The sequence below is a fragment of the Mangrovibacillus sp. Mu-81 genome, assembly GCF_036867415.1.
Lineage (GTDB): Bacteria > Bacillota > Bacilli > Bacillales > Bacillaceae_B > Rossellomorea.
Genome location: NZ_JBAJHU010000013.1, coordinates 1 through 25567 on the forward strand (window position 1 = coordinate 1; position 25567 = coordinate 25567).

At 43.8% G+C, this 25567-nt stretch carries 26 protein-coding genes and 4 tRNA genes; 3 read left to right on the plus strand and 27 right to left on the minus strand.

Annotated elements, in window-relative coordinates:
* Positions 1 to 76: 76 nt before the first annotated feature.
* From V6B33_RS19025 to V6B33_RS19045, 5 genes are all read right to left on the minus strand, one after another.
* Positions 77 to 153, minus strand: a tRNA-Asp gene (locus V6B33_RS19025).
* A gap of 111 nt (positions 154 to 264) precedes the next feature.
* Positions 265 to 336 (minus strand) — tRNA-Glu (locus V6B33_RS19030).
* A gap of 20 nt (positions 337 to 356) precedes the next feature.
* Positions 357 to 447: transfer RNA gene (locus V6B33_RS19035), tRNA-Ser, on the minus strand.
* A gap of 7 nt (positions 448 to 454) precedes the next feature.
* Positions 455 to 529 (minus strand) — tRNA-Asn (locus V6B33_RS19040).
* Positions 530 to 664: 135 nt separating this feature from the next.
* Positions 665 to 1132: a SprT family protein gene (locus V6B33_RS19045; protein ID WP_334219263.1), complete on the minus strand. Its 468-nt coding sequence runs from the start codon at positions 1130 to 1132 to the stop codon at positions 665 to 667.
* A 139-nt stretch (positions 1133 to 1271) separates the two neighbouring features.
* Between V6B33_RS19045 and cmpA the strand changes: the two genes are divergently transcribed.
* A complete protein-coding gene (cmpA, locus tag V6B33_RS19050; protein ID WP_334219264.1) occupies positions 1272 to 1388 on the plus strand; it encodes a cortex morphogenetic protein CmpA in 117 nt (38 codons plus the stop codon).
* Positions 1389 to 1832: 444 nt separating this feature from the next.
* Here the strand turns inward: cmpA and V6B33_RS19055 are convergent, their stop codons facing one another.
* The 14 genes from V6B33_RS19055 to acpS form a co-directional block, all read right to left on the minus strand.
* Positions 1833 to 3995, minus strand: coding sequence for a Tex family protein (locus V6B33_RS19055; RefSeq protein WP_334219326.1), 2163 nt, complete (start codon positions 3993 to 3995; stop codon positions 1833 to 1835).
* A gap of 84 nt (positions 3996 to 4079) precedes the next feature.
* Positions 4080 to 4676 carry a PP2C family serine/threonine-protein phosphatase gene (locus tag V6B33_RS19060; RefSeq protein ID WP_334219265.1) on the minus strand — a complete coding sequence of 199 codons (597 nt, stop codon included), beginning with the start codon at positions 4674 to 4676 and terminating at the stop codon, positions 4080 to 4082.
* Positions 4676 to 5473, minus strand: a complete 798-nt coding sequence (sigB, locus tag V6B33_RS19065; RefSeq protein ID WP_334219266.1) for an RNA polymerase sigma factor SigB — start codon at positions 5471 to 5473, stop codon at positions 4676 to 4678. Before sigB ends, V6B33_RS19060 begins: the two co-directional genes overlap by 1 nt.
* Positions 5451 to 5921: an anti-sigma B factor RsbW gene (gene rsbW / locus V6B33_RS19070; protein WP_334219267.1), complete on the minus strand. Its 471-nt coding sequence runs from the start codon at positions 5919 to 5921 to the stop codon at positions 5451 to 5453. The genes sigB and rsbW overlap by 23 nt, the downstream gene beginning before the upstream one ends.
* On the minus strand, positions 5918 to 6253 hold the full coding sequence (locus V6B33_RS19075; protein WP_334219268.1) for an anti-sigma factor antagonist: 336 nt from the start codon (positions 6251 to 6253) through the stop codon (positions 5918 to 5920). The genes rsbW and V6B33_RS19075 overlap by 4 nt, the downstream gene beginning before the upstream one ends.
* Before the next feature lie 76 nt (positions 6254 to 6329).
* Positions 6330 to 7340, minus strand: coding sequence for a PP2C family protein-serine/threonine phosphatase (locus tag V6B33_RS19080; protein WP_334219269.1), 1011 nt, complete (start codon positions 7338 to 7340; stop codon positions 6330 to 6332).
* 11 nt (positions 7341 to 7351) lie between these two features.
* A complete protein-coding gene (locus V6B33_RS19085; protein WP_172251688.1) occupies positions 7352 to 7753 on the minus strand; it encodes an anti-sigma regulatory factor in 402 nt (133 codons plus the stop codon).
* Between the two features lie 3 nt (positions 7754 to 7756).
* Positions 7757 to 8113 (minus strand): STAS domain-containing protein, encoded by a 357-nt coding sequence (locus V6B33_RS19090; RefSeq protein WP_058300003.1) that lies wholly within the window; start codon positions 8111 to 8113, stop codon positions 7757 to 7759.
* On the minus strand, positions 8110 to 8940 hold the full coding sequence (locus tag V6B33_RS19095; protein WP_334219270.1) for an RsbT co-antagonist protein RsbRA: 831 nt from the start codon (positions 8938 to 8940) through the stop codon (positions 8110 to 8112). Before V6B33_RS19095 ends, V6B33_RS19090 begins: the two co-directional genes overlap by 4 nt.
* Positions 8941 to 9551: 611 nt before the next feature.
* Complete coding sequence (gene ndoA / locus V6B33_RS19100; RefSeq protein ID WP_006838214.1) at positions 9552 to 9902, minus strand: type II toxin-antitoxin system endoribonuclease NdoA; 351 nt, start codon at positions 9900 to 9902, stop codon at positions 9552 to 9554.
* Between the two features lie 4 nt (positions 9903 to 9906).
* On the minus strand, positions 9907 to 10188 hold the full coding sequence (locus V6B33_RS19105) for a CopG family ribbon-helix-helix protein (RefSeq protein WP_032085355.1): 282 nt from the start codon (positions 10186 to 10188) through the stop codon (positions 9907 to 9909).
* Between the two features lie 155 nt (positions 10189 to 10343).
* Positions 10344 to 11516 carry an alanine racemase gene (gene alr / locus V6B33_RS19110; protein ID WP_334219271.1) on the minus strand — a complete coding sequence of 391 codons (1173 nt, stop codon included), beginning with the start codon at positions 11514 to 11516 and terminating at the stop codon, positions 10344 to 10346.
* A 473-nt stretch (positions 11517 to 11989) separates the two neighbouring features.
* Positions 11990 to 13003, minus strand: a complete 1014-nt coding sequence (locus tag V6B33_RS19115; protein WP_334219272.1) for a LolA family protein — start codon at positions 13001 to 13003, stop codon at positions 11990 to 11992.
* Positions 13004 to 13212: 209 nt separating this feature from the next.
* Positions 13213 to 13563, minus strand: a complete 351-nt coding sequence (gene acpS / locus V6B33_RS19120; RefSeq protein WP_334219273.1) for a holo-ACP synthase — start codon at positions 13561 to 13563, stop codon at positions 13213 to 13215.
* Between the two features lie 110 nt (positions 13564 to 13673).
* On the opposite strand from acpS, the gene V6B33_RS19125 reads away from it, so the two are divergent.
* On the plus strand, positions 13674 to 14258 hold the full coding sequence (locus V6B33_RS19125; protein WP_334219274.1) for a rhomboid family intramembrane serine protease: 585 nt from the start codon (positions 13674 to 13676) through the stop codon (positions 14256 to 14258).
* Between the two features lie 61 nt (positions 14259 to 14319).
* On the opposite strand, the gene V6B33_RS19130 is transcribed toward V6B33_RS19125, so the two are convergent.
* The 8 genes from V6B33_RS19130 to V6B33_RS19165 all read right to left on the minus strand — a co-directional run bounded on the left by V6B33_RS19130 (position 14320) and on the right by V6B33_RS19165 (position 24055).
* Complete coding sequence (locus V6B33_RS19130; protein ID WP_334219275.1) at positions 14320 to 15786, minus strand: PH domain-containing protein; 1467 nt, start codon at positions 15784 to 15786, stop codon at positions 14320 to 14322.
* Entirely contained in the window at positions 15776 to 16255 is a 480-nt protein-coding gene (locus tag V6B33_RS19135) for a PH domain-containing protein (RefSeq protein ID WP_334219276.1), read from the minus strand. The genes V6B33_RS19130 and V6B33_RS19135 overlap by 11 nt, the downstream gene beginning before the upstream one ends.
* Before the next feature lie 287 nt (positions 16256 to 16542).
* On the minus strand, positions 16543 to 17505 hold the full coding sequence (uvsE, locus tag V6B33_RS19140; protein ID WP_334219277.1) for a UV DNA damage repair endonuclease UvsE: 963 nt from the start codon (positions 17503 to 17505) through the stop codon (positions 16543 to 16545).
* 62 nt (positions 17506 to 17567) lie between these two features.
* Positions 17568 to 18533 (minus strand): nuclease-related domain-containing protein, encoded by a 966-nt coding sequence (locus V6B33_RS19145; RefSeq protein WP_334219278.1) that lies wholly within the window; start codon positions 18531 to 18533, stop codon positions 17568 to 17570.
* Between the two features lie 282 nt (positions 18534 to 18815).
* A complete protein-coding gene (locus tag V6B33_RS19150; protein WP_334219279.1) occupies positions 18816 to 20324 on the minus strand; it encodes a DEAD/DEAH box helicase in 1509 nt (502 codons plus the stop codon).
* A gap of 342 nt (positions 20325 to 20666) precedes the next feature.
* Complete coding sequence (locus V6B33_RS19155; protein WP_334219280.1) at positions 20667 to 21356, minus strand: alpha/beta hydrolase; 690 nt, start codon at positions 21354 to 21356, stop codon at positions 20667 to 20669.
* 136 nt (positions 21357 to 21492) lie between these two features.
* Positions 21493 to 22866 carry a UDP-N-acetylmuramoyl-tripeptide--D-alanyl-D-alanine ligase gene (locus V6B33_RS19160; RefSeq protein ID WP_334219281.1) on the minus strand — a complete coding sequence of 458 codons (1374 nt, stop codon included), beginning with the start codon at positions 22864 to 22866 and terminating at the stop codon, positions 21493 to 21495.
* A gap of 109 nt (positions 22867 to 22975) precedes the next feature.
* Positions 22976 to 24055 carry a D-alanine--D-alanine ligase gene (locus tag V6B33_RS19165; RefSeq protein WP_334219282.1) on the minus strand — a complete coding sequence of 360 codons (1080 nt, stop codon included), beginning with the start codon at positions 24053 to 24055 and terminating at the stop codon, positions 22976 to 22978.
* A 305-nt stretch (positions 24056 to 24360) separates the two neighbouring features.
* On the opposite strand from V6B33_RS19165, the gene V6B33_RS19170 reads away from it, so the two are divergent.
* Positions 24361 to 25548, plus strand: coding sequence for a dicarboxylate/amino acid:cation symporter (locus V6B33_RS19170; protein WP_334219283.1), 1188 nt, complete (start codon positions 24361 to 24363; stop codon positions 25546 to 25548).
* The last annotated feature ends 19 nt before the right edge of the window (positions 25549 to 25567 follow it).

The following is a 25567-nucleotide window of genomic DNA, read 5'->3' on the forward strand; positions in this document are numbered from 1 at the left end:
GCCTCAAAAAGTGACGAGGTTTATATAATAACATGTCCAACTGTTTATCGTCAATCACTTTTTTAAATAAATATTCTGGCGGTCCGGACGGGACTCGAACCCGCGACCTCCTGCGTGACAGGCAGGCATTCTAACCAACTGAACTACCGGACCAAAGTTGTTTGTGATAGCTAAATAACTATTTTTGCGCGTAAAAAAAAGATTTTTCATTTATTTGCTTTAGCAATGTCATTAATATGCTTCGGCGAAGGTGAAATTGAAAAATGACCCGTACGGGATTCGAACCCGTGTTACCGCCGTGAAAGGGCGGTGTCTTAACCGCTTGACCAACGGGCCAGGATAATGATCAAATAGTATGGCGGAGAAGGAGGGATTTGAACCCTCGCGCCAGTTGCCCGACCTACACCCTTAGCAGGGGCGCCTCTTCAGCCACTTGAGTACTTCTCCATAAAAATGGCTCCGCAGGCAGGATTCGAACCTGCGACCGATCGGTTAACAGCCGATAGCTCTACCACTGAGCTACTGCGGAACGTGAAGTATTCTAACGCTTTTAATAAATGTCTTATCGACTCTTTCGATTATAATGACTCTACTACTTCTTGTCAACTGTTTCAAAGGAGATTTTCAAGCCGAAAATACTTCAGCTTACTCCTTTATCAGCCGCTTAGGAGTCTTGTTTTATCTCTTCCCGAAAAACAAGTTTTCCCTTACAGCGACCGCATACATATTTAGATGTATTGATCCTTCTTTTCCTCTTGAATGTCAGATTGCATTTTGAACACGAGTAGATCAGGTTACGCTGGTTCCTGTTAGTTGTTGTCAGTGCGGAACAATGCCTCGGGGCATCTACTTTTTGGAGCAGGTTTCTGAAATCGGGATCTCTGTGTTTGTAGCCTCTGCCTTCAATATGAAGATGGTAATGACAAAGTTCATGTTTGATAATTCCAACCAGTTCCGCTGTTCCGTGTTCTTCCAAATACTTTCGGTTGAGATCAATATTATGGCTACCCAGCATGTATCTTCCGCCTGTCGTCCTGAGTCTTGGATTGAAATAGGCTCTATGACGAAATGGTTTATGAAAATACTGAAGTGAAATTTCTTCAACCAAGGTTTGCAGCTCATAGTTCGTCATACTATTCTCCTCACCATTTCCCGTTTTTCGGCACGGGACAATCTTTTCTTTCATACATATAGATTATATAACATACTGGAGGTATAGGCACCGGCTGACGGATCAAAAATCTGGGAGATTGGAATAAGGAGGGTACCTTATGCCAAACTGGCTCGTCAATCAGATGAGGAAGGCATATCTAGAGAAAAATCGTTATCAGATTAGACTTCTTAATCAATGCTGGAATTTTTATAGGAAGAAAAACTTCCCACACTAATGATTTCAAAAAAGCGCATGCGGCTCGCTCAGGCCCGACAAGCATAAGATGAATGGGCTGAGAAGGCGTTTTTTGCCTTCTTGGACCATTTAGCTTATGACCTCGAGGGCCTAGCCGGAGCTGGACAATAAGAAATGCGGAGGCGGCTCGCTCAGGTCCGACAAGCATAAGATGAATGGGCTGAGAAGGCGTTTTTTGCCTTCTTGGACCATTTAGCTTATGACCTCGAGGGCCTAGCCGCCGGAGCTGGACAAATAGAAAAGCGGAAGGGCTTTGCTCAGAGGCGTGTGGCATAAGACGAATCGGCCGGGAAGGCGCTTTTTGCCTTTTTGGACGGTTTGGCTTATGACATGTGCCTCTAAGCCCTGGAGCTGGACAAAAGAAAAAGCTAATTTGATGACCATTCCCGCCATCAAGTCAGCTCTTCATTATTTTTACCTTATATCATGCTTGAATCATGGTCAGAGCTACTCTTCCTTTTTTCACATCGACGCTGTCAACCCAGACCGTTACTACATCTCCAACCGACACGACATCCAACGGGTGTTTGACGAATCCTTGTTTCAGCTTGGAAATATGGACGAGTCCGTCCTGCTTGACACCTACATCGACAAACGCACCGAAATCGACTACATTCCGAACCGTGCCTTGAAGTTCCATTCCTTCCGTGAGATCCTCAAGTTTCAGTACATCTTTCTTCAGCAGCGGCTTAGGGAATTCGTCACGGGGATCCCTGCCCGGGCGAACCAAAGCATCGATGATATCTTTAAGAGTCAGCTTACCGATACCCAGTTCTTCTGATACTTCATTAAGATTCAGTTGATTAAATGCCTGTTTTAACTCCTCGCTGCCGATCGCTTCCACGCTGAATCCCGTCTTGGAAAGAAGCTGTTTAACATCTCCGTAGTTATCCGGGTGAATCGGCGTGCGATCCAGCAGTTCTTTGCCTTCCATGATGCGAAGGAATCCTATACTTTGTTCATACGTCTTGGCGCCTAGTCTTGGTATCTTCTTTAATTGAGCCCTGGACTTGAATTTACCCTCTTCTTCTCTTTTTTTTACGATATTATTGGCGACCGTCTTCGAGAGACCCGCCACATACTGCAGCAAGGAAGAGGAGGCTGTATTGACATTTACCCCCACCTGGTTGACGGCTGTCTCAACCACGAAAGTAAGTGATTCGTTCAGTTTCTTCTGGGAGACATCATGCTGGTATTGCCCCACTCCCACTGATTTCGGGTCAATTTTCACCAGTTCAGCAAGCGGATCCTGCAGTCTTCTGGCAATCGAAACTGCACTTCTTTCCTCCACTTGAAGGGAGGGGAATTCTTCCCTTGCCACATCGGAAGCGGAGTAAACGCTGGCCCCGGCTTCATTCACAATTAAGTAGAATATTTCATTATCAATATTCTTCAGGACATCTGCCACAAATTGCTCCGTTTCCCTGGAAGCCGTTCCGTTCCCGATGGCCACAACCTCTATTGAATATTGATTGATCATCTTTTTCATGACATCTTCAGATGCAGCTTTATTTGACTTAGGCGGGTGTGGATAAATAACATCCACTTTAAGCATTTTCCCTGTTTCGTCAATAACGGCAAGCTTGCAGCCCGTTCGGTAAGCTGGATCCACAGCCAATACCATTTTTCCTTTCATTGGAGGCTGTAAGAGAAGCTTCCTCAGATTTTCCGAGAAAATATGAATGGCTTGATTCTCTGCCTTTTCTGTTAAATCATTGCGTATTTCCCTTTCGACAGAGGGCTGAATCAGCCGTTTGTAGCTGTCCTCGATTGCTTCCTTTACAATAGCCGCCACTGGAGAATGTACATTTTTGATAACTTGTCTTTGTAAATATTGAAGGATGTCCTCCGCGTCCGGCAGGATATTCACTTTAATAATATCCTCTTTTTCTCCTCTATTCATCGCGAGCACCCGGTGCGGTACGACCTTGTTCACGGGCTCCCGGTATTCATAGTACATTTCGAAAACATTCTTCTCATCTTTATCTTCATTCTTCACCTTTGTTTCGATTATGCCCTTTCGAAATGTGTGATTTCGTATGTATTCACGATAAGCCGCCTCGTCGGAGATGGTTTCTGCGATGATATCCTTGGCTCCGGCAAGCGCTTCTTCAGCTGTCTTCACGTCATTTTTTTCAGAAACATAACGGGCCGCTTCATTATCAACATTGCTCGCCGTTGGAAATGTTAAGATCCACTGAGCTAAAGGCTCCAACCCTTTTTCTTTGGCTACCGTTGCCTTGGTGCGCCGTTTTTGTTTATAAGGACGATATAGATCCTCGACCTTTTGTAATTTGTCAGCTTTTTTTATTGCTTGAGACAATTCATCTGTCAGTTTATTTTGTTCATCGATCAGCCGAAGGACTTCTTCTTTTCGCTGCTCGAGATTTTGCAGGTAATTCCACTGCTCCATTATGTCTTTGATCTGTACTTCGTCCAATGCCCCCGTTTGCTCCTTACGATAGCGGGCAATGAATGGCACCGTGTTACCTTCTTCCAATAAGGAAATGACATTCTTTACGTTTTTAAGAGATACATTCACGTTCTTTGAAACGATTTGCAGTAAGTTTTCTTGATTCGTTATCATTACAGTCAATGTTTCGACCTCCATCTACAAGGGTTCTCAATAAGTTTACCATAGGTTCAAGCAAAAAAAGAAAGCTTACCCTGATTAGAGCAAGCTTCCTACTATATAGGTGGTATCATCAGCGGTTCCATCCACTAAGGATTGGATGTCATGCATAGTGCTATGCAGTGTAGGATACTTTTGAAGGACAGCCTTAACACCTGAAATATTCAATCCATCCGAATGCAGCAGAAATCTTGAGTTTGCTTCGTAGGAATAACGTTTTGTCTGATACTTCTGTGGTCTTCCAGATAGAAAGCCCGTCACAGGCAAAGGATATGTAATCTTTCCTTCAGGAGAATACATGTAAAACCTGATATTACCGACACAACTATAGACAAATTCTTTCGAGTGGTAATATGCCTTTATAATCGCGACTGCAGCTCCACGTTTCTTTTGAAGCGCGTTATTGCATAAATCCATGAGGATCCCTACATCCTCATGATGATTCTGTTCCACGATTTCTACTACTTCATGAGAAGATTCATAAGCATACTTCCCACTTCCCAAACCATCGGCTAACACACAGACAAAGTAATCATTTGTAGAGGCATAATAATAACTGTCCCCACAATAAGGGTTCCCGTTTTTTGACACTTGTTCTGCATACAACTCAATTTCATTTTGTTGAAAATAACCCATTAATAAGGACTCTCCGACTCGAAAGCCTCATCTTGGATGGCTTCACGCAGTTTCTTGATCGCTCTGCGCTGCAAACGGGAGACATGCATTTGAGAAATGCCAAGTTTCTCGCCGGCTTCTTTCTGACTCAGGTTTTCCAAATACGTATATTGGATAATCGCTTTCTCCCTTTCAGAAAGAACATGCAGTACTTTCTCCAGTACCATGCGCTGATTGACCTTTTCATAACCTTCATCCTGATTCCCTACAATATCTAAGATTGTAACGGTACTTCCCTCAGAATCAGCTTCTATGGAATGGTCCACTGAAAGGGCTTGGTAACTCCTGCCCATCTCCATTGCTTCCAGCACTTCTTCTTCACTCACTTCAAGATACTCAGCAATTTCATGAACTTGTGGAGAACGTTCCAATTTATTGGTTAATTCTTCGACGGTGGATTTAATCTTCGGGCCGAGCTCTTTGATCCGTCTCGGGACATGGACGCTCCATGTCTTATCACGGAGGAAACGCTTGATTTCCCCGATGACGGTGGGGATTGCAAAAGCTTCAAAGGATCTTCCAAACGATTCATCGTAACGTCTGATTGCCCCAAGCAGCCCGATCATTCCCACTTGAATAATATCTTCGTGAAATGATCTGCCTTTGGAATATTTCCTTGCAATCGACTCAACAAGATTCTGATAATGGAGAATTAGCTGACTTTGAGCATCATCGTCCTGATGCTCCTGATAAGCTTTGATCCATTGAAGGACTTTTTCCTTTTGTTCCTGCTGGTTAGGTTGAGATAGTTTTTTCATCCCTCTCCACCTGCTCTCCTGATAGGAATTTGGTCATGAAGACCGTCACTCCCTCTTTATGATGGACTTTCACATCGTCCATGAGACTTTCAATAAGGTAAAGACCTAACCCACCTTCTCTAAGGAATTCCACGGAATGGTCTGCATGATATGGTCCTACGGCACTTCGGATTGCTTTAAAGTCGAAGCTTTCCCCATGATCAGCTACCATTACCTCTAGTCGGTCCTCGTAAAGGGCAAAGCCGACCACCACTTCCCCGCCATCTCCTTTGTAAGCATGCTGCACGGCATTCGTGATCGCCTCGCTTGTCGCGATCTTCAAGTCTTCTATCGCATCATAATCAAAGCCCATACGGCTTGATATCCCTGACAGCGTCAGACGAATAACCCCTACGTATTCAGGCTTTGCAGGAATCTTCATCTCGATGTAATCAAAAGCTTGCATCATTCCACTCCACCTTCTACTTTGGAATTTATATTCATAATATCCCCTAAACCGGTGATATCAAACAACCTTTGTAAACGCTCAGATAAACCAACTAGCTTCAACTGGCCTCCGCGGGCATTAATAGTCTTGAATAAGCCTACGAATACGCCCAGTCCGGTACTGTCCATATAGGAAACCTCTGAAAGATCTACAACGATATCTTTATCATTTTCAGCTTCAGCAGAAGGTTGAAGAGTTTCTTTTAATTTAGGTGCTGTATATGCATCAATTTCGCCGGCAACTTTCACGAATAATTCGTTTTCTCTCTCTTGGATATCTATTGACAAGTTCATAAAAAGACCACCTTTTTTAACAACATAATAAAATCTCTTATTCGTTTACCCTATTACATAACAAGATAAACAAGATTCAGGAAATTCTTTTTATAATAATAAGGGTGAAGTCATCGCGCAGTTCAAAATGCTGCAATTTCTCTAATTCTTTATAAACATTGGTCACAATTTCATCCGAAGGCAGGTGTTTATGCTGACTGATCAGTTCGACTAAATCTTCCCGTTCAATAAAGCCTTCCTCCGTGCGGCATTCGGTGACTCCGTCAGATAACAGGATGATCATGTCCCCGAGCTCCACCCGTCTCTCATATTGTCTGTACTTAGCTCTCTTATCCACTCCAAGTAAAAGCCCTTTCGCATCCAGGTCTTCGAATTGGCCTGATGCTGCATTATAGAAGAAGCCGGGTTCATGACCGGCTGATGAATAAGAAAACAAGTGCTTATGAGAATTGTAGACACCGTAGAACATCGTAATGAACATACTTGCATCCACGTTCTGTTCCACGACCCTGTTCAAACTTTCCAATACGGCATTAGGTTCATTACGGTATTCCGGCAGACTGTCCATCGCATATTTAATCATCGACATACAGAGTGCAGCCGGTATCCCTTTACCGATTACGTCCGCAATGGCTACGCTGACTGTGTCGTTTTCGTCTTGTACAAAGTGATAGTAATCACCATTCATTTTCTTCGCAGGTACGCTGACTGCAGCGATATCGAGTTCATTCACTTCCGGCACGCTTGTCCCCAGCAGGGTTTGCTGCATGTTGGAAGCAATATCGATCTCATTGTTCAATTCCTGCTGTTTGCTCCGCAGGCTTTGGTGCTCACGATAAGCAAACCCATATCCGATCATGACTTCCAGTAAAATATCAAAGGCATGCAGGACATGGTGCGGAATATCCGGTTCCATCTCAATGATTACACTTTTATGAAGGCTGATGATCTCTTCCGGTGACACATGGTGCTCAATAGATTTGCGACTGAATTTTTGACCGAGATACAAAGCCTTTTCATCCTGTTCATTCAGGTAGTGCTCAATGATCTCTCTATATTTTGAATCCATCAATTCTCTAAAGTTCAATGTAACTCCCCCTAGCGGAGCCATTTTGTTGCCCGGATGTCTGTCCCTTCTCCAGGTACAGATTCTACGTTAAATTCATCCATCAAACGTTTAACTCCAGGCAGCCCGGCTCCTAAACCACCTGATGTGGAATAACCGTCTTCCATCACTTTTCTGATATCGTTGATACCGGGACCGTCATCCAAAGCGATGATCCGTACTCCCTTTTTTCCGCCATCGAAAAGTTTTTCTATACATATCTGACCATGACCGGCATAAAGATAAATATTTCGTGCCAGTTCACTGATTGCGGTAGTGATTCGAGCCTGGTCAACCGTACCAAACCCCAGCTCTTTCGCCACATTTCTTCCTAACTGGCGGGCAGCAACGATGTCCCATTCATTCGTGATCTTCACGCAGGATTGACTATCCATTCACTAGTCCCCCAGTTCCGTTTGTAATTTCTCCAGACCTTTTTCCAAATCCAGAGCGGTCAGCACATCGTCCAACCTGATGCCTAGTTCGATCAACGTAATGGCAACAGCAGGCTGAATACCTGTAATTACAACTTTAGCTCCCATTAATCTGGACATATTTATAACATCACCAAGTACTTTGGCGATAAAAGAATCGATAAAATCGATCGATGTAATATCGATGACAACGCCTCTCGCACTCGTTTCATGTATTTTATGCAAAAGGTCCTCTTGAAATTGAAGGGCCGTTTGATCATCAAGTTCCCACTGGATTGAAATTAACAAGCAATCATGCAATTTTAAAATCGGTATTCTCACTCTGATCCCTCCGCTGCAACAATTTTTCTATCAGTCATTTCAAGAGCCTTTTCAATTCCTTTTCGCAAAGTGCTGTTCGTGCTGAATTGATTAAGGTCAATCCCGAGGTTAACGATTGTCTGGGCAATTTCAGGTCTGATACCTACCAGCATGCATTTAGCACCCACCAGCCGAACCGCGTCTGCAGCCTGGATGATGTGGTGAGCGACCATCGTATCCACTACAGGGACACCTGTTATATCAATAAGGACCACTTCAGCCCGATGCTTCACGACACCGTTCAGAAGGTTCTCCATGATTAAACGTGCTCTTTCCGTATCGATGGTACCGACGAGTGGCATCACTGAGATCTTCTCGAACACAGGAATCAACGGCGCTGACAATTCCTGCAGCGCAATCTTTTGAAGGGATACGGTTCTTTCCCAAGATTCTGTATAAGCGCTGATTACTTTGTTATACATCGGGGTAACCCATTTATCGAATATTTCAATCTGTTCGGTATGATTTTCATCAGTAATCAGTTTGTCTTTCCGCATCCCTTCATACACGACTTTCGCAAAGGTGCTCAATGCACTCGTAACAAAAGTCAAAGGCCATCCGAATCGTACAACCTTATCGGCGAAATCCTCCAATCTTGAAGTGAATTCGTTTGAATCTCTCAGATTGGATGCAATCATTTCCACAAACTCATGGCTTGTCTTAGTGAAAATTTGATCTGAAACAACCTGAAGGAATTTTTCATCCGCTTCTTCCTTCATCCGCTCCATCCAAACATCCGTTAACTCCGACTTATTGCTCTGGATATAATCCGTGATCTCGGTGAACATATAACTCTCCCCATTCTACCATACGAGATTTACACCAATTGCTATATACAAAAAGATGTAACGTATTTTTAATCTAATCCGTTCTTATGCTTACATTCAGGCTCTTTTTGCAAACTTTGTTACTTGAGACACAAGGAAATGCCGGAACTTGGGTATTTTCGATTGCACGTCCCCAACTCGTTTAAACTTGAGTTTGAAAAGAGCACGTCTCCACGCTCATTCAGAATTCAGGCTTTGTACGAACTGTAACAACCTTTATAGAAAACAGCATACATTTAACACAGTTAATAATATAGTAACAAAAAAATGACTAATTGAAAAAAACTATGCCTTTTCGGGTATTTTCTCCATGTTCACATTTATTATAAATTGTTACACGTTTTTTGTCATAAAAATAACTATATTTACCTCAGGTCTATTTTTCTACACGAGGATAGATATGGATAACCGGGGATATGGGAGCTCGGAAGTCACTAGTCCAATACAAAAACAGAAGGCTTGCTGATCAATTTTTTATCTTGATCAGCAAGCCTTCTGTTTTTGTAGCTGTGTTGTCATTTATTATTGTACTGTCGTACGTAAAGATACAACCACATGGTATGAAACAAATTCTAAAACTGGATCAGGCCGACACTGATTTGGAGGGCATCATCCACTTTTTCCATCATCTCATCATCCAAATGTGTAATTTTATCTGTCAGACGTTGTTTATCAATCGTTCGAATTTGTTCAAGCAAGATAACAGAATCACGTTCAAAGCCATAACGTTTTGCATCAATTTCAACATGAGTAGGAAGTTTTGCTTTTTGAATTTGTGCGGTAATAGCAGCAACGATCACTGTGGGACTAAATCGGTTCCCAATATCGTTTTGAATGACAAGTACCGGTCGAACTCCGCCTTGTTCAGAACCTACTACAGGAGAAAGATCTGCAAAATATACGTCACCACGCTTTACAATCAAAGGATTAACCTCCGCTTACTAAGCGTTCGACTGTATGTTCTGCCTCATATTCTGCTTGTATCGCCTCTGAAGCGATTGCAAGATTAATCTTAGCCATCTCCATATAGCCGCGTCTCATAGATTCGCGTAGTTGTCGCTTTTTACGCTCTCTTAAATACATTTTGGTTGCACGATAAATAAACTCATTGCGATTCACATTCTCTTGATCTGCAAAGCCGTCTAATTCTGTAACGAGCTGTTGCGGCAGACGAATTAAGATTTCTGTTGTTGCGCTGGATTCAGACACAAACTACACCTCCACCAATCACTACATACCGTTTCTGTTCAATAACATACTAATCATACCATTAAATAGTGGGAATGAAAAGACAATTTATCAATCTCCTCTATTATCGGCCATATAAAATACTAATTATTCATTGAAATTCAGATTTTACCGTTTCACAAGCCGGAAGACAGCAGTTTATTAGAAACTTCCACTGGCTTTCCGTCCCTTATATACACCCTTGGAACCCTCCAGGAAATGATACAGGGAATTTCATAATTGATCGTTTCGAGCTTTTCTGCAATTTCGTCTATCGTAACAGCTTCATTCCCCTGCTGTCCGATAAGGGTTACCTTTGTGCCTGATTTTAAAGAATGCGGAAGTGAAATCATACATTGATCCATGCAGATCCTCCCCACTACCTGAGCCCTTTTCCCCTCAACAAGCACTTCCTGGCCCTGCAGCTTCCGCAGCCATCCATCCGCATAACCGACCGGAATCGTACCTATCCATTCATTTCCCGACGTCTCGTACGTGGCTCCGTAGCTGATCTTATCCCCCGCTTCCGCCTCTTTCGTAAGAATCAGCCTTGAGTGCAGGGAGAACACTTCCTTTAATCGGACAGGCAGCACCTCTTTCATTTCCTGAGAGGGAGAGAGTCCATACATCGAAATACCAATCCGCACCGAATTGAAATAGGTTTCTGATTTCCGAAGCGCTGCCGCACTATTGGAGGAATGAACATATGTCGGAAGTTCTTCAAGAACGTCCAGCATCTCTTTGAATTTCTCCAGCTGGCGATCGAGATAGGCATCATCCAATTCATCAGCCGTAGCAAAGTGCGTGAAGATCCCTTCCAAGTGTAAACAGCTGCGGGTATGAATATATTTCTCCATTCGTTTCAATTCTTCAGCGGACCGGACTCCGATTCTGCCCATCCCTGTATCGCATTTAATATGCAGGTTCAGGGAAGCCGTTTGCTCCAATTCTTCCACCGCTTCTTCCAACCACTCCAAACTGAAGGCCGTCAATGAAATAGTATACTCGGAGGCAAGTTTCACATCTTTTGCCCGAGTGGCGCCGAGCACAAGGATCGGAGCTTTTATCCCCGACTCTCTCAGCAAAATGGCCTCATCCAGAAATGCGACTGCAAGTCCGTGAGCCCCCGCTTCTAAAGCAGCTGTTGCAATTTGGACATAACCATGTCCGTATGCGTTCGCTTTAACGACAGCAAATAGTTTCACTTCATCAGAAGCGATGTGCTGTTTGATGTTTCTAATATTTTCATTCAAATAGTCCAGGTTGATTTCTGCCCAAGTATCACGAAAGAACTGCGTCAGTGTTTCCACTCTGGTCACTTCCTCATATCAACAAAACATTGTCAGTCTATTCAAGAATATCTTTGATTATTCATCTATTCTCTTATTGTGTCAAATTAATTTTTTTGAGGCAAGTGATCTTTGGAAGTGTCAAGGGAAGGAGGTTAGATTGAGATGGATCGCGGTAAGCATGAGGAATATGGAGATTTTTCGACAAGCGGCTCAAATATCGGGATTTCGGCACGATTATTTTAATTCCGGCACAATTAACGTCCCTGGAATCATAAATTCTTAATTGGGAGCCGGCATCACAATCCACTTGACAGATTATAATCAAATCAAGTGCATTCTTGTAAAAAACAGACTTTTTTCCAAAAAGCAGCTTAAATCTATAAGCAAAGTTCGGTATAAAGGCCGCACCCAAGTGTATGCGTTAGCAGCAATGAGCTAAAAGAGCCAAAAGAAAAGAGGCAAACCAATTTGGTTCACCCCATTTGAACGTTCTATTTCACCATCGATCCTTGAACGGACTGAGCAAGCATCACCATTTCAGATGGAGTCAGGTCATTGGAAGCAAGCATATAATCGACTCCGTTACTCGTCCATCGTATTGAATTATCGGTCATCGCAGCGACTGTGAATCCAAGGTCCACCAGTTCCCCTTTCAGTGAAGTCGATACCGTCATGGTAGGGACCACTGTTGTTTTCTCCTGGATGATCGTGAAGGATTTCTCCCCATCATACGTTAAGATGACGCGTTTACCATCTTCGGTCGCCACCTCTTTTTCCTCTACCAACTCGGTTCCTGTAATTTCAGACATAGGGTAGAGGACAGTGAACTCCGTGTCTTCCACGTTTGCTGTAACCGGAACTTCAAGCTGGGCGCCAGTCATATTCTTCTTCATATCAAAGTCTTTTTTATCAAACGCCGCTTTCATATCCATTTTCGAGAATTCCACTTTCACAAGAGAGTTATTATCCGCGTCCATCACCTTGACGGTAGCAGGGGAAAGGTCTTTCTTGTTAAAGGTAATCTCCTGGGTCGGAAGCATCTGCTTATTCTGATATCGGGTCTTTGTCGTAAATACATAGTGATTCTTCGTTTCTTTAAAGGTCGCTTCCTTATCCTCAAGCACATCCTGGACCAGAGATTCATACAGATAAGCCTGACTGCTGTTGTTCGGCCATTCACTTTGGAAGCGGAAGCTCTTATTCAGCGCAGGGGTTAAGACAAATACTCCTTCGTCATTCCGGAGAATCATTTGACTTTGATCCTTCGCGGCGTTTTTGAGGGCCACCCGGTAGTAATTAGGGTTATTATGCCACACTTCCACATCGTAGGTCTGTGGTTCATCACCAACTTGAAGAGTCATTTTGGCGTCTGCTTTATACCCCTTCATGTCCTCTACCTTTGACTTCAGATCCTTTGTCACGTCTTCCTTCGATTTCTCCCCGCAAGCAGCCAGCATCAGCACTGCAAGCATGGCCATCACTAGTACAACTAGCTTTTTCTTCATTTTTTCAACCCCTTTTGTCTCAAGATAAACGTAATTGAGAGAGGGGAAAGCTAGACAGTATAAGAAAAAGACGCTCTTTATCTTTGTCTCTCTTACAATCGGATGTACCGACAGTATATACCTAGCCTTGTCTCTCCTATTGCACTACTGAATATATGAGACAACCCAAGGGAATATGCTAGCGAAGATGACAAGCCTGAACTTTTTTATCAATCTTCAATGATGACTTGTGCGGCGGCAAACTCCCTGCTGTGGGTGATGGACAGATGAGCGTTCACCCCGTCAGGCTTTGAAAAAAACGGCTTGCCGTTCGGGTCCTTGCTTATCTCGATATCCTGAAAAGAAAGAGAATGGCCGATCCCCGTCCCTTTTGCTTTTGCAAAAGCCTCCTTTGCTGCAAACCTGCCCGCAATGAATTCAATCGAGCGTGAACCCGTCAAAGCGGCCAGATGCTCCTGTTCGCTTGCGGTCAAAACCCTCTTGATCAATTTCGGCTGTCGTTCGACTAATTGCTGTATACGTCGGATTTCGATTATATCCAAACCTATTCCTTTAATCATATGTAGATCTCCTTCTACTCTTGTCCTTTTTCTCATATAGTTTATTTATAGTATATAATGGAACCATGTAATTTTTCAGTGTCGGTACTATTCTATTAGGAGGATACACTATGTTTGTCAGAACGGAAAGCTTCTCCCAGTTTTTACGATTATATCCGGTCATTTCACTGATCGTATTCATCCATATCGTGCTCTTTTTAGTCAGTGCACTGCCCATTTTCCCGCAGCTTTGGGTGTATGAACAGCTGGCGGGTGTGAATCTATATATCAAAGAAGGTGAATGGTGGAGACTGATCACCCCTATCTTCGTCCATCTCGGATTCGCTCATCTTTTGTTCAATTCTTTTTCACTCGTATTATTCGGACCCCCGCTAGAACAACGTCTGGGCAAGGTCCGGTTTATTCTTCTATATTTGGCGAGCGGCATTTTCGCTAATATTATTACCTATATCATCAAACCACTGACCTACAGCCACGTGGGGGCTTCAGGAGCCATCTTCGGTTTGTTCGGTTTCTACATCGCCATGATCCTGCTGAAAAAACAATTCATAACGAAAGAAAGCCGCCAGATCATCCTCCCCATCGTTGTGATCGGAGTGGTCATGACATTCATGCAATCCGGCATAAACATCACTGCCCATCTTTTCGGGCTGCTTGGCGGTTTCATCATCGGATGGATTTCGGGGAAGAAATGAATGTCAATCCGAAAGGCTAAAAAGGCGGCCGCTCATTACCCCGAGCCGGCCGCCTTTTTACTCATTCATGAGAAAACCATTTATACATTTCAGCTGCATTTTCCATTTCCACATCTTTCAACTCACTTGAATAACCCGTTTGTCCGGATTTAAGCGTAGTTGAAATACTGGACAAGTTTCTCCTTGCCTGAAACCAGCTCTGTTTTGAATCGAAGGATTGTACCCTGCTCTTCTTCATATAAGCAGTATGTTTTAATATCCAACGGTACTGGAGTGCCAGTTGTTGACCGGAGATACCCCATCCACCCGCACGATACTGATAAAAGCCCAGCAAACTGAAAGGAACAACCAGCAGGATGCTGAGGAGGCCAAGCGGCCAGTACATGATCGCGAGGATGACAACCGGGATGATTACCCAAAACGCGGTACGGAAGATGTATCGCCTGAGGGAACGTTTCGGAAGCCTGTGAAATTCTTCCGTCAGCTCATAGTCAGGGAATATAGCTTGCAAGAGCCCCTGAACCTTTTTCTTTCTGACTACGGGAATAAGTTTGATCGTCGAACTGTCTTTCTCAAGCACAGATCCCCCCGCGTTCTCAATCACGACTGTACAGTAACCTAACAACTGGCGGACCGGATTCTCCACGATCCGTATGCCCTGTACCCTATTAAGCGGGATGGTCACCTGTTTTTTCTCCAGCAAGCCCCTTGTGATGACGATATTGTCATCATTCAGCCTGATTTTAAAATCACCGTAAACGATAAATGTCCAGCCTACCGATAAAATCCATGCCGCGAGCAGGACGACGAACACCATGACTGCCACGAAGACAATCCCGCTTTTGACAAAGACCATGATTTCATCAAACACCGCGTCGTACGGAATGAATTCAGAGAACTGCGAGAAGAAAACGGCCACCCCGGATAGAATGACACCAATTCCCCCTGAGGTTGCGGCAAGCACCCAGATATCTTTCTGGCTCATTTCAAAAACAGCCGTCTCTTTTTTATGCGGTGCCTCTTGCCCGGCGACAGGTTCTTCTGTCATTTCCGCCCGCTGAACTTTTTTCTTTTCACGGTAAATAATTCTTTCAAGCTCCAGCGCTTCTTCTTTTCGTATCGCTGTCAGCTCGGCTTCTGATTCCCTTGGGTTCGACGAGCCGGCTGTTTCCACCTTCACCTTCACCAAGCCAAACGGCCGGTGGATGATTCCCTCTGAAAAATTCAGGCTCTGAATGCGGTCAAATGGGATATAACGTTTCTTCTTCACGAAGAGACCGTATTCGATCCTGAGCTCTCCTTTTTCTAACCGGTATGTGAAACGAAGCCACTTGACCACCCCTGCCGCAAGGACGATCACAAGGACCGCGCCCATCGAGATAAGGGGCATATAATCCCAGAAACCGCCCTTCTCCCCCCTGCCATTCAGTACAAATAACAGCACAAACGGGATGATCAATTCTTTTAATTGTTTCAGAAAATTCGATACGGCAGAAATCGGGTGAAGCCGTTTAAATTCAGACATCATCTTCCGCCACCCTTGCAAGTAACGATATCGAATGTCTTAATTCATCGGCTTCCCCGGTCTCAAGTGCAGGAATTTCATGAACCGTGGCTGCCGTCGAAATCGTAATCGTAGATAAATTATATCTCTTTAAAATCGGTCCCTGCACTGTATCGACATGCTGCACCCTCACCATCGGAACCAGCGTCCGTTTCACTATCAAAAGCCCTCTTTGAAGCTCAATTTCCTGCTCACGCACTTCATATCTCCATCGCTTCCAGCGAACCGACGGAAGGAAAAAGATCATTAAATAAGTAAATAAGAGCAATACACCAATGGCCCCTGCCATAATCCAGACTGGCCAATCAAATATTGTCGCCAACACGACGATCCCGGCGACCAGAACAGCCAGCACCAATGTCTGAATTACGCCATGCAGCCTCCACACCTTCAGCGCCTTCGGCGAAATCCGTTTCTGCGGCTCTCCTCTCATATCCATCCTCCTCTATTGCTTTCTCATCATGTATGTTTTTGTAACTTTGGCGCTTCTTGGACATTCAATCCTAAATCGCAAATGAATAGGCGAAAGAAGCCATAATGAAAATACACTCTGTATAAATCTTACAGTATGTTTGCGTTTGAAGATAGGATAGGTTTCATTTTTGGGGGTGAAAAGTTTCTGGAACAGGCTCATTCTCGATGTGCAGTTTTATTTTATCCCTACGGAGCTCTGCAAAAAAAATGCCTGCAGACACCTTTCTGGGCGGGTTCAGGCACAGTTTAATGAATGATAAAAGAAGAGGGATCGACCCATTCAATTTCCTGGACCGACTTTAGATCTTCGACCAATTTGAACAGGGCGTCATCTTTTTTCTTCGCTTCAATCATGCAGTCAATCTGGTCGACGGAACCCCTGATTCCTTTTAGGAAATCCATGAACATCGAGGGTTCTATGTAATCAGCGTGCGCCTTGTAATCCCTATCAGAACGCGGACTGGAAATATGCATTTTCACAGGCAGCGGCGACTGGCTCCACGTCGATACGATTCGTTCCCAATCCGACTGCCAATCCTTTTCATGATAGGCAAGATGATGATGATAATCGAACACTTGAGGAATGCCAAGTTTTTCACAAAGATATAAAGCATCCGAGGCACTAAATACAGTATCATCATTCTCGATTATGATCATTTCCTGAAGAGGTGCCGGCGTGAGCCCCCAATTATGGATAAACTGTTCAAGCGCCTTTTCTTTATCATCATAAGCTCCGCCAATATGTAAAACACATCGATGAACCGGGTCGATTCCCATTCCTTTAAGCAAGTCCCTGTGCATTTTGAGCGTATTGAAGGTATTTTTGAGAATGTCCACGTCACTGGTATTCAGAAGGACAAAATGATCCGGATGGAAATCAACCCGCATTGGATGAGCGAGTAAATATTCTTTAATATGCTGCAGTTCGGCTTTAAGCGGCGAGATGAAATCCCACCCTTTCAATTCAGGGTGATTGGCAAGAGGAATCAGCTTGGAGCTGAACCGAAAAAAGTGGATGTCATGAAGTACATTATGCTTCAGCAGCCGCAGGCAATTTTCAAGATTGGAACGGGCAATCCGCTCAAGCCTGGCAATCGCCGCTTCCCTGTCCTTTATCGCGGAAAACTGCTTGAACGTCATAGTCTGGGAAGGCGATGCATTTTGAAGGTTCATGCTCATGGCAACGTATCCGAGTCTGATGAGAGTCATATTGGGTTGAGGCTCCTTTTTTTGTGGTTAGTATGTGCGGGGATGGGTGGAAAATGCAGATTCTATTTATAATAATAAATGCCCTTGCCTGATCCTGAGGATTTTAAGTTTAGGGATTTAAGCATATAGGTTGCTGTGTTCCGGGAAGGGATATGAAGAAATTCCCTTAGGGTTCTGTTTGTAATACGGTCATCCATGAGTAAAAAGTAATCGTCAAGAGCTTGAATATGTGCCGTTTTTGATTTATAGGAACACTGAAAACACGTCCAATAATTACTTATCCGAGTTAGTGGGGAAACATTATTACAACGTTCACATAGTACACCTGTTAATATTTCATTCCTAGTCAAGCCGTAAATATCAAGAATATTTGAAAGTAGTACAGAGTGTTTCTTTAATAACATCTTCTTAAGTTTCTGGACTTCTTTACTGGTCATAACTTCATTATTATATTTATTGTTTAATGTTGTAACATACTGAAGAATATTTTGGGAATGAATTATTTTGGTGTATTGAGAATGTGGCGCCGGCCTCATTGTGTAGTCGATTGTTGTTTGGGGATTGCTTATTACTACGAGGAATTCGATCGAAGTAGTTTGAAACCCATGTTGAGAAAGCCATTTTTTAAACAGAAGTGTTGATTTTTCCACCTGGGAAATAGGGTCTATGAAACCTTCTTGAGTATCATTAAGTATGCGTGTACACTGTCTTATTTGAGGATCAATTCTTATGATACCAGCCAAGTTTTTCACTTCGATTATGACAATATAACAAGTAGTGATTATTAAGGTATCAATTTGAAAGTACTGTGAACCGACTTGCAATCTAATGTTATGGAAAATGGAGTATTTTTTGTCTTCCAGGTAACCAAGATGATAATCTACAGTCTTTTCCCCCTTGTATCCAGCTGCAATATTCTTTAAATCTGACTCCACGCGAGGTCTCACCTCGTGATTTTTCCTAATTCTCTTTAATAACGCATTGTTTTGATGAATTCTTATCGGAAATTCTCTTTCTTTTACAGCCAAGCTATCACTCCTTATATTTTTACTATTTAATAAGTTCGGCTTAAGGAGCAAAAAACCTTTATTATTAGGATAATTTTATTGACCGAAGATTTATGCTGACTTTTCTGGATATATGCTGAATTATTGCGATTTATGCTGACAAATTTGATTTTATGCTGACGAATTTTAATATATGCTGACTTTGATAATAAATGGAAATTATTGCACCTCCCCGGCCAAACCGCCGCCTAAACAAAAAAACACGACAACCCCCAAAAGGTCATCGTGTTCCACTAAATACGTTTAGTTATTGTTATATGACTTGCGTCGGCCGGAAGATTGTGGTCTGCCGCCGCCTCGACGGTCGCCTCCGCGTGATGATCCACCGCGTGAACCGCCGCCGCGCGGGCCGCCGCTTCCACCGCGTCCGCCGCCTTTGCCGCTGCGGGATCCGCCTTTGTAGCCGCCGCGGTTACCACCGCCGCCTCTTGATGGCAATGGACGCTCTTCAGTAATGTCTACTGGAGTTGTATCCGGTTCTTTTGTCAATACACGGATCGCCGCTGCTACTGCTTGAACAGGATCTTGATCTCCAAGGAACTCTTCAGCTAATTGATAATAATCTTTAATATCATTTTCTTTTGCTGCTTCGGCTAATTTTTCTAGAGCCAGGCGTTGTTGACCTTCTAGGGCTTCGTTTAAGCTAGGTGGCTTAAGGGCCGTCATTTTCTTCTTCGTTGTTTGTTCAACGATTTTCAGGTAACCCATTTCTCTTGGTGTTACAAACGTGATGGACATACCTTTCTTACCTGCACGACCTGTACGTCCGATACGGTGAACGTAGCTTTCAGGATCTTGAGGAATATCAAAGTTATAAACATGCGTTACACCAGAAATGTCTAATCCACGAGCAGCAACGTCTGTTGCGATCAGGATATCGATACGGCCTTCTTTGAATTTCTTAAGAACCGTCATACGACGGGCTTGAGAAAGATCTCCGTGGATTCCTTCAGCCAGGTAGCCTCGGATGCTAAGAGCTCTTGCCAATTCATCTACTCTACGTTTTGTACGACCGAACACGATCGCAAGCTCTGGTGATTGAACGTCGATTAAACGGGAAAGAGTATCGAATTTTTCTTTTTCACTTACTTTTGTGAAGAATTGTTCGATGTTCGAAACCGTTACTTCTTTTGATTTCACCTTGATTACTTCCGGATCTGTCATGAAACGTTCAGCTATGCGGCGGATCGGATCCGGCATTGTTGCAGAGAATAGAAGTGTCTGTCTTGTGCTTGGAACGGTTTCAAGGATGCTTTCAATGTCATCGATGAAGCCCATGTTCAGCATTTCGTCCGCTTCGTCGAGTACCAGTGTTTCAACGTTATCAAGCTTCAGCGTGCGGCGCTTGATGTGGTCAAGTAAACGTCCCGGTGTACCAACGATGATATGCGGGTTCTTTTTCATCGCGCGGATTTGGCGCTGGATATCCTGTCCGCCGTATACAGACAATACGCGTGCACGCTTATCTGAACCGATGCGGTATAATTCTTCCGAAACCTGAATTGCAAGCTCACGGGTAGGAGCGATTACAAGAGCCTGAACGTTCGGGTTCTTCATATCGATCTTCTCGATCATCGGGATACCAAATGCTGTCGTTTTACCTGTTCCGGTTTGTGCCTGGCCGATGATGTCCTTGCCTTCCAGACCTGCTGGAATTGTACTTGCCTGGATTGGGGTTGCTTCTTCAAAGCCCATACGTTTAACTGATTTCAACGTTGATGCGCTTAAATTTAAATCTGAAAACTTTGTCAATGCTATTCATTCTCCTTTTGATTTACATCTTTTATAACTAATCAAATGTGCTGATTATATTTTTAAATCGGAACGAAATCTTACACACCGAAAGACTTCGGTATCTAATCTAAAATCGTCTATGCGAGATGTTTATTTTTAAATTATAGTGCAATCCATTGGAATGTTTGCTGCTATGTGTATTACATCTTATTGTAAGGTGTGCTGCGGATTTTGCAAGGTTCTATGCAAAAAAATACACTCTTCTAAATTGAAGAGCTGACACGTCCAACAAATAGAACAATGTTGTAGTTATGTTACCACTTATGAAGATGAATTTCAATCTATTGTAAAATAGTCGCTCTATTCACTCTGCAAAAAATGGTAGATCTCTCCAAATAATTCGTGATTATCTTCACTATGACATATTAAATGAGCTGCTTTCGAGGAAAAATATAGGTTTTTTTCTTCAGATGAAATGGTCTCATATATATATTTTGCACTTCTTGGCGGGACTATTCCATCATTTTCGCCTTGAGCAATAAATGTTGGGATCCGTACGTTTTTCAGGATTGGACGAGCAACACGAACGACCTTTTTGAACTCGTATGCAGAAAGGAACGGGGTATTCGATACTTTATATTTATATCGATTGTAAAGCTCGTTTTCAAGAATTTTCCCCTGCAGCCCTTCCTTAATTAAATTCCCAATATCTTTTGTAAGCTGTTTGAAATTTAAATAGTAGACAGCCGCACTCAATAAGACAAGTTTGTCCACATTGTATTTGACAGACAGGTAGGAGGCAATCAGACCGCCCATGGAAAATCCAATGACATAGACAATGTCACATGTCGATATAAGGTGCTTCAATTCTTCCTCTGCATGCTCGATCCATTCGGCATGTTTGATCCCTTTTAAAGAAAGGGTTTCCCCATGACCTGGAAGAGTAGGCACGATGATTTCCCACTCGGTCTTTTCACTCAAATACTCTGCCAGAGGCTCCACTTCATAAGGACCGCCTGTGAATCCATGAATAAGTAAACATCCAATCATTATGATCCCCACTTACTTGAAGTCTGATTTCTCTTTATGAGAAGAGGAACTGCTAATAAGAAGAGGGAGATTGGCCCCCCTCTTCCTGCCCATTCTCATTCTGTACACTTATTTAACATTCTAACCGCTGTCCTGCTTAAGACAATGCATCAATGACTTCTTCCAGCTTCATTCCCCTGGAAGCTTTGAACAGTATCAGTTCTCCGCCATGTGTGTAGTCTTTCAACTTTTGGGCAAGTTCATTCTTATCCTGGAAAGCGTGAACATTTTCAAGTGAAAATCTTTCGAGTGCACCTTTTGCGATGAATTTCCCAAGCTCGCCGTAAGTATAGACGCGCTGGATCTTCTCGGGGTCGATCATTCTTCCGATTTCAAGGTGGAACTCCTCTTCGTTGTCACCAAGCTCAAGCATATCTCCCAGTACAAGCATTTTGGTGTTGAACCCTTCAAGTTCTGAAACAAGCCGGACCGCTGCTTTCATGGAAGTGGGACTTGCGTTATAGGCATCGTTGATGATTTTCTCGCCTTTTTGTCCTTCTGTCATTTCCATCCGCATCCCGGTAAGCTTTAGCGAATTCAGTCCTTTCTTCATCTCTTCGACTGTGACACCAAATTCTTTGGCAATCAAAATGGCGGCCAGGGCATTATGGATATTGTGCTGCCCCAGTACAGGAAGGAAGAATGCTTCTCCTTCATAACATGAGGTTTCAAACCGGCTTCCCTCATTGTTCATATCGATTTTCACTGGGTAAATGGTATTCGCTTCGCTTCGTCCGAACGTTTCCACATGGTTAAGAGATAAGTCCTTTACCTGTTCCTTCAACAGGGGCTCGTCTCCGTAGTAGGCGAATAATCCGCCTTCTTTTAATCCCTGGACGATTTCAAGCTTGGCTTTTGTGATGCCTTCACGCGACCCAAGATCCTGAAGATGTGATTCTCCGATATTTGTAATGATCGCTGCATCGGGCTGGGAGATCTCAGATAATAATTCAATTTCACCGAACCCGCTCATTCCCATTTCTAACACAGCCACTTCTGCGTCATGCGGGAGCGCCAGGATAGTTAATGGCAGACCGATATGGTTATTGTAGTTTCCTTGTGTCTTATGAACATTGTATTTTGTGCCCAGCAGACTGGCGACCATATCCTTGGTCGTTGTCTTTCCGTTACTGCCTGTGATGCCGACCACTTTCAGATCAAGCTGATGGCGGTATTGATTTGCCAGTGACTGCAGCGCAAGCAGCGGGTCGTCTACGACCAGGACAGGGATATCTTCAGGAGGATTCGGAACGTTTTTATCCCAGAGAGCTGCAGATGCTCCCTTTTCAACCGCCTGTCTTACGAATCGGTGACCGTCCACATTTTCACCTTTGAAAGGGACAAATAAGTTTCCTTTTTCGATTTTACGTGTGTCAATGCTTACGCCCTTTATGATAAGGTCTTCAAATTGAGCAAGGTCATTTTGGACATGAAGCATTTCACACGTTTCTTTTAAACTCTTTTCAAACATTTTCTTTCTCCTTTACGGGTTACTATAAGAAAAGCGGAAGGGCTTTGACAAAGAGGCGGGACTGCTAGTAGATGATCATCCTCCAGTCAGTCCCTTCCTAGTTCAGTTATTACATCGTATGTTTGATTGTCTGTTTTTCTTCATAGCGCTCCAACCCGAGCTCGACTAATTTCCCGATCAGTGTCGGATAGTCGACGCCTGTATGTTTCCACAGCAGCGGGAACATACTGAATGGCGTGAAGCCCGGCATTGTATTCACTTCGTTCATGTAAATCCGCCCGTCTTCAGTCAGGAAGAAATCTGCACGGACCAGACCGGAGCAGTCAAGGGCCTTGAAGGATTGAATCGCGATCTCTTTCATGTTGGCGTATGTTTCCTGATCGACCTCTGCAGGGATGATGAGTGCCGTATCGCCGTCTTCATATTTTGCCTTATAATCATAGAAATCCTTCTTCGGAACGATTTCACCTGCAACAGAGCATTCAGGCTGATCGTTTCCCAGCACTCCCAGTTCAATTTCGCGCGCCTTTACGCCTTCTTCAATGATGATCTTGCGGTCGAATTGGAATGCTTCATTGAATGCCGCCGCCAACTCATCACGGGATGTACATTTACTGATTCCAACGGATGAACCAAGGTTCGCCGGTTTTACGAAACATGGATATCCGATTTCCTCTTCCACTTGTTTATATGCATTCTCAGGGTTTCCTTTCCACGTGCTGCGGATGAACCAAGTGTAATTCACTTGAGGGATCCCCGCCTGTGCGAAAAGATTCTTCATGATCACTTTATCCATTCCTGCTGATGACGCAAGGACACCATTCCCCACATAAGGAAGGTTCAGTAATTCAAGCATCCCTTGAACGGTTCCGTCTTCTCCATTAGGACCGTGAAGCAGCGGAAAGATCATATCGTATCCTTCACTTTCTTTGGATTCAGCTGGAGTGATTGCCGTGCTTAACGCGTTGGGAGAAATCTCTTCCCCGTTATTGAATTGCAATGCTTTTACATCGTCAACAGGAGCATCAAGCTGGGGGCCTTTGACCCACCGGCCCTCTGTTGAGATGAATACAGGGTGAATTTCATATTTATTTAAGTCTAAGGCTCCGATGACAGCCTTAGCTGTTTGCAAGGATACGTTATGTTCGGCTGACTTGCCGCCGTACAATAAACAAAGCTTGGTTTTCATGTATGAGTACCTCCAATATTAACAATAGATGTTTCTATTTTATCACTTTCAACTAAAAGGGAAAGAATGATTAGTTGGAAAAATAAAATCACCACCATTGTCCTTGATTCAACAGCTCTTTCCCGTTGGAGTTCCGTCTTTATATATGTATGTTTACCCAGCCTGGTCCCGCTACAGGGTTATGGGCTTTATTTTATCTGAATACACTTAAGATTCCGCCTTTTCAATTTCCTCTTAAAATATTCTTCTCCCGGGTGTATAATCCTCCTATCGAAAACAATTGTACATTCAAGGAGGACATCAAGATGAGAAAGCTTGGTTTACTGCCTAAGATCCTGTTGGGGATTGCGTTAGGTATAGTGATTGGTTCAATTGCACCAGAATGGGTCGTGAAATTATTCGCTACGTTTAATGGACTTTTCGGTAATTTCCTTGGGTTCGCGATCCCATTGATTATCATAGGATTCATTGCACCTGGAATCGGTTCGATGGGAAAAGGGGCAGGAAAACTCCTGGGACTGACCACAGGGCTTGCTTACGGGTCCACAGTTCTTGCGGGACTGCTGACATATTCCGTCGCTAAGAGTATTTACCCTTCCCTATTGGCAAATCAAACTTCTCAATCATTTGAAAATCCTGAAGAAGCTCTCTTAAAAGGGTTCTTCACGGTGGACATGCCTCCTGTCATGGGAGTAATGACGGCGCTCCTGATCGCCTTCACTATCGGACTTGGAATGGCTGCAATCAAAGGCGGCTCCCTCCAAAAAGGAATGGATGAATTCAGGCAGATCGTTGAATTGGTCATTGAGAAAATCATCATCCCGCTGCTTCCTGTTCATATTCTGGGGATATTCGCGAATATGACTCAGGGCGGACAAGTCAGTGCGATCATGTCTGTGTTTGCGAAAGTGTTTGTGATGATTATCTTATTGCATGTGATTTTCCTGGCCTTCCAATACACGGCGGCCGGTACGATGCGCAAACAAAATCCGTTCGTGATGATGAAGGGCATGCTGCCTGCTTACTTTACTGCATTGGGTACACAGTCATCCGCTTCAACCATCCCGGTAACATTGGAACGCACTAAGAAACTTGGAGTGAAAGAACGCATTTCTGACTTCTCCGTTCCGTTGCTGGCTACGATCCACTTATCCGGGAGCACGATTACGCTTGTGAGCTGTGCAATGGCGGTTATGTTCATTCAGGGCGAAGCTTTGTCATTCACTCAGTTATTCCCATTCATCCTGATGCTCGGGATCACCATGATTGCAGCACCCGGGGTTCCGGGCGGCGCGGTAATGGCTGCACTCGGTTTGCTTGAATCGATGTTAGGATTCGGTCCTACGATGACTTCCCTCATGATCGCTCTCTACCTGGCACAGGACAGCTTTGGAACTGCCTGCAATGTCACTGGTGACGGAGCCATCACGTCCATCGTCGACAAGCTGACAAATAAGAAAAAAGCTGCTGTCTCAAGTGCAAAAGCTAGCTGATACCGAAGACCCGACCTGC